Raw genomic sequence first — 9,429 nt, 5'->3', positions numbered from 1 at the left:
GGAGTTAGAAAAGGCAGTGGATTTGATTAACAATCGACCGAGGAAATCGCTTGACTATCGAACCCCTTTTGAAGTATTCTATGGACATACATCAGACACTGTTGCACTTCAGATTTGAATTGGCGATCTTTGGCGTCATGTGTCCTATTTTATCACACTTTTTTTACTCTGCTTACTTTTTTTCTCTGCTACCCCGAATTATTGAGCGGATACAAATTTTCAAGCTCAAAAAGCACTTGACCTTGTTAATTGAGCATCCCCAGTTCAGAGAATATCGGCGCATTTTTACAAAATTTGGCTTCGGATACCAATTGCAAGGCTACTTACTGGGAGCAATTTACCCGATCGAGGATTTCTTGAAAGACGGTCGGCCGGAAGTAAAACTCCGCAAGAATCGCCAAACCGGCAAAGAGTGCAAACTCAAATTATCAGAGCGCCGCTTCATGAGATCGGTCGGCATGGGCGTGATTCGCGATGACAGCGGCCAGAAAAAGAAAGGGAAACAATCCGGCAGTGCGCTGTGTAGAAAAGCCCTTTGGCAATGGTGCTTCACGCGGCTGGAAGTTAGCCGCAATAATCCACCGCTGAAATTTACTTACGGTCAGGGCGCCGACGCCGAGGAAATGTCCCCAGCCGAAAACCTCAAGAGGAGGAAAAAGGGTGGCACTCCGATTAAGCTAGCCCGCCAGCGGGTGATAGCTCGCTGCGTTCGTGAGTTGTTCAAGGAGTTGTGCGGCATCAAAATCTAAAATCCAAAATCCAATCAAAAGACCCACGGGAGTAATCTACCCGTGGGTCTTTAAAGTCCCAAAAACGTTGTTACAGTGAATACACAGGTCAGTTTATTTGTTCTATGTGAACTAATTTTCAGCAAACTACACCAAAACAGGAGTAACGCGCCAATGGTCTCTACCGCCCCAAAAGAAATATCCACCCACAGGGAATCGCTATTGAAGCAAAAGCATCCTAAAACTCACAACCATTATAGGTTTCAGGATTTTTTTGCCTTCGATCGCGAGTTTGGTACAATTAACGACTGGAATAAGTCCCGCAACATTTTTACCAGCGAAGACTTCATCATCGGTTTAGTGGAGGGACTCGAAGAAGAAGTAGGCCCGGCGTCCTCTGTCATCATGTATACTATTGGTTGCCAGTGGGGGCTGCAAGATTCCGAATTTTTTCAAAAATGGTTTAGCGCCGAATTCAGCCAGAACATTCGCCAGTCGAATCTGATGTTCCTGCTAGAAACTTGGTGGTGGCCTTTCACTGCTCAAGGTTGGGGTCGCTGGGAAGTTGACATGAGCGATCGCAAACATGGCTGCATCTTCATCAACCTCTTTGACTCAGCAGTTGCTCGAACTTTGGGCGACGTAGGCAAACCAGTTTGTCACCTATACGCCGGTTTGTTCGCCGGTTTCTTCGGATCTCTAGTCAAAAAGCCTCTTAGTTGCATAGAACTTCAATGTTACTCAATGGGAGAAACCTATTGTAAATTCCTCCTCGGCAACCCAGACAAAATTGATGCAGCAGCATTCTGGCTCAACGAAGGTGCCAACGCCCGCGATATTCAAAATCGACTGCAACACGGTGAAATATTGCGGTAAACAACCTGGAAAGGCACATCCTCTGCCCTGCCTTTCCTCCCACCAATCTCGCGATCGCACGCATAGCGATCCATGGTGGGTATCTCCAGGCAGGAAGAAAGATGAAAAGTCAAACTTCATGGTTGAGTAAGTCTGTCCAAGACTTCTTTGGTCACTATAATTGGCTGGGACAACCTTTAGAAACCCAAAATGGCTCGACTTCCGGTCAAGCGCTGACTTTAACGCGATCGGTAGCAGACTTTTTTCAAGCTATTTCTTGGGAAGGAATTCCCGAAGTAGGCGCCCTACCCCTACCGCCACCCTTGCCAGCAATTTCTATTTCTGAACCTGCCGAAGTCACCATTGACGATCTATTCGACCTCTTTTAATCTGCGTGGGGAATTGAAAATCGCCAATAGTTGTTATTTATTATTGGTGGTAATTACGAAAATTATTACCAACGGTCAACTGTCAACTGTCAACTGACTTCCTTTTATCAATTACCGATTACCAATTAATTAAAATCATGCACCCTGAGATTGAGGCCCTGCTGGATCAGGCAGAAACCCGCTTTCTAAAAGGCGAAGAACTCATAGCCTTTAAGCGTCAAGCTGCAATCCTCGCCCAGCGCTTAAAAATTTACGAATTTTTGCGAGAGAAGGAAGCAAGCATCTTCCAACCAATAGCCAACAAGCTACAAGAAAAATTCCCCGACGAAAAAGAAGAAAACTTAGAACGATCGCTCAAACACTGGATTTTAGTCTTGCGGTACTGCGCCATGGCCATGCTGCTGAACGATCGAGATTTTCTCGAACAGCGACTTCTCGACTGGGTTTCCGGTATAGTCGAAGCCCACCAAACTCAAAAAATCGAAGCAACTGTTTGCAATATGTTGCAAACTCGTTTAAAAGAACTGCTTTCCGAGCAAGCAAGAGCATTATTGCAACCATTCTTTGACCAAGCAAAATCAATGATTGTTGACCAAGGCAATAAAGAATAGGCAACAGGTAATACTTTTAAAAATGTAATTCAGGAACCATAAATTATGAGTTATAAGTAATAAATTTAATTTTAAACTTAACCCTCATAACTCCTTTTTTACAAACAATCAATTGCCAAATCCAAATTTCCTACATCCATAATAATTCACCTCTTCCGTCCTTCGTCTTCCTTCTTCCTTCCACGTCCCCATTGCCGATTACCCATGATTAATATTGCCGAATTGCTCAAACAGCCCCGCCTCCCTGGAAACTACTTTGCCAGCGATGCCTACGTCCGAGGCGACCTCGAATTAGGCCTGCTCGAAAACCGCCGGGGCGATCGGCTCATAGCCCTCCCAGAAACACTCATTCAAGCCATTTATATCGGCTTAGAACAAGAAACAGGCCAAGCCTCCCGCCTCGTGCTTTTCAACTGCGGTCGTTGGTGGGGGAAAAACTTCTACGTGCGCTTTTGCGAAGAAGTCAGCGAATACTACGGCCAGCCAGTTTCCGAAATGGAAATGGTAGAATTTCTTCAGTCCTTGCAACAGTGCTGGAAAACTCACGGATGGGGAAAATTTGAATTTGACCCCAGCTATTCCGAACAGGGATTTTTAATAGTAAAGATTGGTAACTCTCTTTTTGCTAAAACAGCTCCCAAGTCGAAGCGGCCGGCCTGTTATTTAGAAGCAGGCATCTTAAGTTCCTTCTTTAGTCAGCTTACAGGTCGAGAACTCCACTGCTTGCAAACCTCCTGCGAATCCTTGGGTTCGGACTGCAACCGCTTTATTTTAGGACTGCGCGATCGCCTCCAACCAGCAGATTCTATGGTCGAAGAAGGACAAGCTCACGAAGCTATTATCAGTCAGCTTTGCCAAAAAAACTGACTCGTGTAACAGCTATTAGTTTATTGTCAATAACTATCAGCTAGGTTATTGGGCGGCTATTTTATCCACCCGACGATCGAACATTACAGACAGTTAAATTATCAAAAATCTACAGAGTTTAAAAAATGGTTGTAGCTATTTCAAAAAAAATGACGATAACTCAACAAGCTTGGGTTAGCTAAGGGTTTCATTGCTGTCCTCGATTCCGAAGGGAGCGATATGTTATGAAAGCAATCACCAAGACTTTTTTCGGATCTTAAGTAACAGCAGGTGCGGGCATGAAAATTATCTTTTTAACCCAAGCTTAAGTAGTTGGACAAGATTAATTACACTGCGATGCTCGCCAAGCTTCCCAAGTAGTAATTTCCGAGCATTTTTTGTGTAATTAATTGTGTCAGGTTACTTATTGGACTATAACTCGCGCCTAGGGCGCCGGTTCAGTAAAAGAAATTGACACTAGCGACATAGTATGTATCTTGATGTAGACCTTGACCGGGCGTTGCATGAGGGCAAAAAAATGATTGGCGATCGCGATTTATTGTCGCCCTCATGCAACGCCCCTAGGTGATACATATTTCGTTCTTTTTGTCAAGACATTCTACTGTACCGACGCTCTAGACAATTCATGATTTACGTTAAAACAATACTACCGACATAATTTTGGCTAATTTTAATGTTCAAAGTCCTATCAAGGCAACTGCTGGAACTCGATATTTTTTTTAACATCAGTGGTGGATCCTAACGAGATAAAAAATCACAATTCTTGAAATTAACGCCAAAAAACGTTATATAACAGTTCAAAAAACTGTCAGTATTGTTAGAAACTCATAAGATTTAAAAGCAATCACAACCTCAAACTTTTTTCCCAAACTTAATGGACGCCAATGAACTTCTAAATCGATATGCAGCCGGCGAAAGAGATTTTAGACAGGCCAACTTGCGCGGCATTGTGTTGAGTCCGATCGATTTATACCGTTCCAGCGATGCCCCAACTCTACGTTTGGACAATCTTAACGAACACCAGCACAGACCATACTTAATCGGTGCTAACCTCAGTCAAGCCGACCTCACCAAAGCCCATCTGAGCCGGGCCAACCTCAGCAAAGCCGACCTCAGCGGAGCCAATCTGACCGGCGCCAACCTCATGGCAGCAAGTCTCAGCGGAGCCAATCTCACCGATGCCAATCTCACCAACGCCAACCTAGCCGGAGCTCACCTGAATTGGGCAAACCTGACAGGAGCAATTCTCCCCAAGGCAAATCTCATAGGTGCAGATATGAGCGCGGCAAACCTCACCAAAGCCGTTCTGAGCGAAGCAAATCTCAGTAAAGCCTATCTGATTAAAGCCAATCTCAACGGCGCAAACTTGAAAGATGCAGACTTGACTCTAGCAAGTCTCAAAGAGGCAGACTTGAGCGAAGCACAGCTCACCGGAGCCGAATTGTCCAAAGCCAACCTAGCCGGAGCCAACTTAACCCGTGCCGAACTCAGCAAAGCCAACCTCAGCAAAGCTAACCTCAGGCGAACTAACCTCACTCAAGCTTATTTAAACAGCGCGTGTTTGAGCGAATCAGATCTCAGCGAAGCTTGCTTGGACAGAGCAAATTTGTGCAAAGCAGATCTGAGCAAAACCTACCTCAGAAAGATTACTTTGAATGGCTGCCACTTAAGCGGTATCAACCTCAGCGGGGCAGATTTGGGCAGTGTAGACTTGAGCCGCAAACTTTTAACCGGAATTAATATGGCAGAGGCATTGTTGAACGAAGCCAATTTCAGCGGTGCTTATTTGATGGAAGCTAACTTGAGTGGAGCCAACCTCAGCAAAGCCAACTTGAGCGGGGCATACCTGATCAATGCCAACCTTTCTAATTCTTGCCTGCGTGAAATTGACTTGAGCAAAGCTAACCTCAGTAAAGCCAATTTGCGGAAAGCTGACTTGACAGGAGCAAACCTCCGCGGAGCCATTCTCAGTGAGGCGGATTTGGGGGGAGTTAACTTGCTTGGAGCCATTCTTCCTAACGGCAAAATCTATCGCGGTTAATGGGAGACCCGTGCGCTAAAACAATACAACCCTTGCCCCTTGCTCCAAGCATTTATGCAATCAGTCATTCCCGCTCGAAAATGGTATAACTTTCCCTTGATTATTTACCGACTATAGTGCGGTTGATGTCGAGAATCGGAAAAAATAAGCTGACTTCTTCAGCAGTGAGATATTGTTTTATTACCTTTTTCATGACATCGTAGGTCACGGTCGAACTATTACGACTGTGAACAGCACCTAAAATACTTTGCAACCAAAGCAGCAGCCGATCGCGCAACCGTTCAGTATCATTAATCAACAGTGCTGCCGCCGAATGCCTCAATACCCGCACACCATCTCCACGGCACTTTTCAGTCAGATCTTGAGAACCGCGGCGATATAAACTAGGGTCGATAGATTGCATTTGTGCTTCCACCTGCCGAATAATTTCTTTTTCAGAGGCTTGAAGTTTTTTATAAGCGCTCATCCGGTGATTTAAAGACTGAAAGTAGTCTTTCAAAAATTGGAGTTCTTCAGCGGTGGCGTAGCGTCCGTCTGCTTCCGTGCTCAAACGTGCAAGTTGGCTCAACATAGATTTTTCTCAACTACTAAAATACAAACATATCAGTTTTAAGCTTCTTTAGTACGAACTAAATATTGTCCTACTTGGAAGCGGGTTTCATTAAGCTGTGTAACGATCGAACGAGTAATTAACTTTCCCGATTCTACAACTACTTGACCCGTAATTGGGTGTAACAAATCTTGCTGAGCTCGGCGACCGATCAGAGCTTCCACATTTTCAATAGCATTAATGTACATCCCCGCAGGTATCTGTACAACGACACCCTCACCCATAATTTGAGCTTGACAAGCAAGTCGCGAATTGGCTTTAGCTGTAGTAATGACCTCCAGCGTCCTCCTCTCGCGACGGTTCATGTCAGACAAACCTTCCATGCCCTCTTTAATGTAAACGTGGCAGGTAGCGCACATTCCTCGCCCGCCGCATTCCTTAAGAACGTCTAAGTCTTTGGAAAGTAAGGCAGCCAGGATATTCGATCGGGTTTCCACTGCCATTTCCTCGGCAATTGGATCTAGCCTAATAATTTTAACCATATTGATTTTTCATCCTGTCAAGTTCAGTATGCAAGCAAGTGCGATCGACATATTCAAAGCCAAAAAAATTTGGCTAACACTCAAAAAAGCTAAGATGGCTTGACGACAGCCTCAACTTCTGGCTCTCTAACCCAGATTGCATAACCGCTAGCTGTTTTCGTAATCGCTGTTGAGTCACCCCGATTCGCCAACTTAGCCACGATGGCTAAAACCTTCGATGGTTCTTGGACAGCTTTGAAAAAACTGTAATACTCACAATCAACTAAAATAGCAGCCACAGGCAGTTCCAGATCCGGTACCCGAATCCGGCAAGATTGATACTGACTGCGAAACTCAAGGATTTTGGTAGGTGCGACCGTGCGATCGCTCCTAGGAGGCTGAGAATGAACCTGAGATAACATAGCAGTACCTGGCGATCGATTCAAAAAATTGAATTTTTGTCAGCATTCTTTACATATTTTAATACTAGCTCAAGCTTTTTCTATAATTAGACCGATGCAACATTCTAAGTACCGTATTTTAGGGCTAGTCGGACAAGGGCAATTTGGTCGAGTTTTTTGTGCCAGCGTTCGAGAAACTCCCGCCAAGGACTCCCGCCTCACCAGCCAACTGGTTGCTCTCAAAGAACTCAGCCATCAAAAAGCCCCAACTAGCGAATTTTTAAGAGAGCTGTGGTTTCTGATCACCTTGCAACACCCCAACATTGTCACCTGCCGAGCTCTCGAACACACAGCCACAGGCAGGTACTTGGTTATGGACTACTGTGAGGGAGGAACTCTCCGCAACCTGCTCAAACAAGACCGTCCCTTGCGGTTGCTCGAAGGTTTACAGCTAGTCATGGAACTTTTAGCAGGCTTAGACTACGCCCACCGCCGAGGCGTAGTTCATTGCGACATCAAACCTGAAAATATCCTCCTCACTCTAGGCTCCAAAGGTTGGTCGCCGAGGCTGTCTGACTTTGGTATCGCCCGCCGACTTCCAGAAATCGGTACAACTCGCCTCCACCAAGAAATTTCTCCCGACGCTACCGTAGGTTCCCCAGCCTACATGGCCCCAGAGCGGTTTTACGGTCTTTATTCCCCCATGTCAGATATATATGCAGTGGGAATTTTGCTGTTTGAGTTGCTCATGGGCTACCGCCCTTTCGGCGGAGCCCCCGGAGACTTGAGGTGGGCGCACCTGAATCAACGCTTGCAACTTCCCGACGCCATCCCCGAACCGTTGCAAGCAATAGTCAAAAAATCTTTGGAAAAGCTGCCGGCCCGCCGTTTTGCCAGTGCTTCCCAAATGGCTCAAGCTCTGCGACTGATCGTGTACGACCCCGCTGTCCGGCAATTGGGCGACTGCATTGTTCCTTGGGAAAACCCCACAACCAACAGCGCTAAAAACCTGAAGTCGGACACTGATTCTGCGCTGGAATCCGAAGAGGAAAAATCATCACAGCCGGCTATTAATTTACTTCGGACTGTTCGTTATTCGGTTTTGCAGCCAAAACCGCTAATACTTCCTGCACCGCTGACTGCTTTAATTGCCACGGAAAAGTATCTCTACGCTTCTGTAGGTAAAGAGGTAAAGGTTTGGTGTCAGCCGGGACAACACGCAGTTACAACAGAAGAAATGCCGACTTCTATATTAATGCCGGAAATTGTGCGTGGCATTTTACCTGCTTCCCACGGCTGCTGCGTTCTCACTCAGCAAAAACTTTACTGGCTCAACGAGGGTTCTGTGGAGCCTCAGTGCCTACTCGATATGGGTGTAAGGCAAGGTGCAGATGCTTTTAAAGCTGCTGTTGATTCTCACGGTCGCTGGTTGACAGTAGCTGTTCCCGGCGAACTGCGTTTTTATGCTTTAGCTGACAATAGCACCGCGGGCGATCGAGAAAAAGCCCTAAAGCCGATCGCTACTGTGCCTTTACCGGAACACTATTTACCAGAATTAACGTTTTTGGATCGACGACACGTTTTAGCCGTTTGGCCAGACAACGAACCAAAAAATCCCCAAACTATTTTTAGAGTTTACACTCGCCGCGGCACATCTGTGGGTTCTGTAAAGTTGTCTGCCAGCGTCGGACAGATGCTGTTGACACCTGAGCCTTATACCTTGCTCGGAATTCCCCAAGGTGGTAAAGCCGCTGTGTTGTCGATGAAATTGTGGCCGCTCAAGCTAGCGCGAATTCCTCTTGAAAGTTGGCCCGTGTCTGCTTGTGTGACTAATTGGGGATGGGTGTTGGCAGATGTTGGGGGGCAGATAGCAGTGTTAAACAGTCAAGGGATTCAAGTAGGCAATTTTAGTGGCCCTGCCTCACCTCGGGCGATCGCCCCTTGGGGTAGCACAGGTTTGGTGATTGCTGCCAATACTGAGTCGGAGACTCACTTGCACTTTTTAGATGTAGATGTTGAGGAGACAAACTCGCGATCGAGTCTCAAAGCCTGATAAATGGGCTAACTGAAAATGTTTGGGGGTGGCTGTAATTAAGGAGATTGTAGTTGCGGGCGATGGATTTGTGTGGGGCTAGGACTTGCAGGTGGGCGATCGGATCGATCGCATACCCCAATCTCCCTGAGTCAAGTGCAGCGAATGCCGGCACTACTCATCTATATATGAATCAGATTGACCGATCGCCTAGTGCTGTAGTGAACAGGGTGCGATCGGGCTGACACCGTAACCAAAGTCTTAGTAGCTCTGACTAAATCCGATTATATTCACCTCTGAAGTATTCTACAGAGTGCTGTCAAAAACGGACATAGGGGGTAAAAAAGCAGGTTGTGGGGTTAAAGCAGATTGGGCGATCGGAAATGCGAGCATCAAGGAACAGCCGAAACCCCTGCGGTGTATAGGTTCAAAAA

General features: G+C 46.2%; 11 protein-coding genes and 1 pseudogene. 8 read left to right on the top strand and 4 right to left on the bottom strand.

Features of this window, described 5'->3' with window-relative positions:
• The 7 genes and pseudogenes from QZ918_RS32335 to QZ918_RS32305 all read left to right on the top strand — a co-directional run.
• Nucleotides 1-118 (top strand): annotated as a pseudogene (locus tag QZ918_RS32335) (IS30 family transposase); the annotation flags it as partial.
• A 118-nt stretch (nt 119-236) separates the two neighbouring features.
• Entirely contained in the window at nt 237-749 is a 513-nt protein-coding gene (locus QZ918_RS32330; protein WP_293343012.1) for a hypothetical protein, read from the top strand.
• Nucleotides 750-902: 153 nt separating this feature from the next.
• A complete protein-coding gene (locus tag QZ918_RS32325) occupies nt 903-1,604 on the top strand; it encodes a V4R domain-containing protein (RefSeq protein ID WP_293343009.1) in 702 nt (233 codons plus the stop codon).
• A 101-nt stretch (nt 1,605-1,705) separates the two neighbouring features.
• Complete coding sequence (locus QZ918_RS32320) at nt 1,706-1,972, top strand: hypothetical protein (protein ID WP_293343007.1); 267 nt, start codon at nt 1,706-1,708, stop codon at nt 1,970-1,972.
• A 137-nt stretch (nt 1,973-2,109) separates the two neighbouring features.
• On the top strand, nt 2,110-2,583 hold the full coding sequence (locus QZ918_RS32315; protein ID WP_293343004.1) for a bilin-binding protein: 474 nt from the start codon (nt 2,110-2,112) through the stop codon (nt 2,581-2,583).
• 204 nt (nt 2,584-2,787) lie between these two features.
• A complete protein-coding gene (locus QZ918_RS32310) occupies nt 2,788-3,450 on the top strand; it encodes a V4R domain-containing protein (protein WP_293343001.1) in 663 nt (220 codons plus the stop codon).
• A gap of 874 nt (nt 3,451-4,324) precedes the next feature.
• Nucleotides 4,325-5,491: a pentapeptide repeat-containing protein gene (locus tag QZ918_RS32305; protein ID WP_293342998.1), complete on the top strand. Its 1,167-nt coding sequence runs from the start codon at nt 4,325-4,327 to the stop codon at nt 5,489-5,491.
• 100 nt (nt 5,492-5,591) lie between these two features.
• Here QZ918_RS32305 and QZ918_RS32300 read toward each other — a convergent pair whose 3' ends face one another.
• The 3 genes from QZ918_RS32300 to QZ918_RS32290 all read right to left on the bottom strand — a co-directional run bounded on the left by QZ918_RS32300 (nt 5,592) and on the right by QZ918_RS32290 (nt 6,984).
• A complete protein-coding gene (locus tag QZ918_RS32300) occupies nt 5,592-6,062 on the bottom strand; it encodes a bilin-binding protein (RefSeq protein WP_293225509.1) in 471 nt (156 codons plus the stop codon).
• A gap of 38 nt (nt 6,063-6,100) precedes the next feature.
• Nucleotides 6,101-6,583: a 2Fe-2S iron-sulfur cluster-binding protein gene (locus QZ918_RS32295; protein ID WP_293157795.1), complete on the bottom strand. Its 483-nt coding sequence runs from the start codon at nt 6,581-6,583 to the stop codon at nt 6,101-6,103.
• Between the two features lie 89 nt (nt 6,584-6,672).
• On the bottom strand, nt 6,673-6,984 hold the full coding sequence (locus tag QZ918_RS32290; protein ID WP_293157798.1) for a hypothetical protein: 312 nt from the start codon (nt 6,982-6,984) through the stop codon (nt 6,673-6,675).
• Between the two features lie 94 nt (nt 6,985-7,078).
• Between QZ918_RS32290 and QZ918_RS32285 the strand changes: the two genes are divergently transcribed.
• Nucleotides 7,079-9,016, top strand: coding sequence for a serine/threonine-protein kinase (locus tag QZ918_RS32285; protein ID WP_293342995.1), 1,938 nt, complete (start codon nt 7,079-7,081; stop codon nt 9,014-9,016).
• Here QZ918_RS32285 and QZ918_RS32280 read toward each other — a convergent pair.
• Nucleotides 9,006-9,170, bottom strand: coding sequence for a hypothetical protein (locus tag QZ918_RS32280; RefSeq protein ID WP_293342992.1), 165 nt, complete (start codon nt 9,168-9,170; stop codon nt 9,006-9,008). The two genes, QZ918_RS32285 and QZ918_RS32280, sit on opposite strands and share 11 nt — an antisense overlap.
• Nucleotides 9,171-9,429: the final 259 nt, after the last annotated feature.

Origin of the sequence: Microcoleus sp. CAWBG58, assembly GCF_020883045.1 — a bacterium.
In the GTDB taxonomy this organism is placed as follows: Bacteria; Cyanobacteriota; Cyanobacteriia; order Cyanobacteriales; family Microcoleaceae; genus Microcoleus.
This window is presented reverse-complemented; position numbering and strand designations above follow the sequence as displayed.

What these genes read in the sequence shown, in the direction of transcription:
- QZ918_RS32325 (WP_293343009.1), top strand. Translation starts at nt 903, where the DNA reads ATGGTCTCTACCGCCCCAAAAGAAATATCCACCCACAGGGAATCGCTA.
- QZ918_RS32320 (WP_293343007.1), top strand. Translation starts at nt 1,706, where the DNA reads ATGAAAAGTCAAACTTCATGGTTGAGTAAGTCTGTCCAAGACTTCTTT.
- QZ918_RS32315 (WP_293343004.1), top strand. Translation starts at nt 2,110, where the DNA reads ATGCACCCTGAGATTGAGGCCCTGCTGGATCAGGCAGAAACCCGCTTT.
- QZ918_RS32310 (WP_293343001.1), top strand. Translation starts at nt 2,788, where the DNA reads ATGATTAATATTGCCGAATTGCTCAAACAGCCCCGCCTCCCTGGAAAC.
- QZ918_RS32305 (WP_293342998.1), top strand. Translation starts at nt 4,325, where the DNA reads ATGGACGCCAATGAACTTCTAAATCGATATGCAGCCGGCGAAAGAGAT.
- QZ918_RS32300 (WP_293225509.1), bottom strand. Translation starts at nt 6,062, where the DNA reads ATGTTGAGCCAACTTGCACGTTTGAGCACGGAAGCAGACGGACGCTAC.
- QZ918_RS32295 (WP_293157795.1), bottom strand. Translation starts at nt 6,583, where the DNA reads ATGGTTAAAATTATTAGGCTAGATCCAATTGCCGAGGAAATGGCAGTG.
- QZ918_RS32290 (WP_293157798.1), bottom strand. Translation starts at nt 6,984, where the DNA reads ATGTTATCTCAGGTTCATTCTCAGCCTCCTAGGAGCGATCGCACGGTC.
- QZ918_RS32285 (WP_293342995.1), top strand. Translation starts at nt 7,079, where the DNA reads ATGCAACATTCTAAGTACCGTATTTTAGGGCTAGTCGGACAAGGGCAA.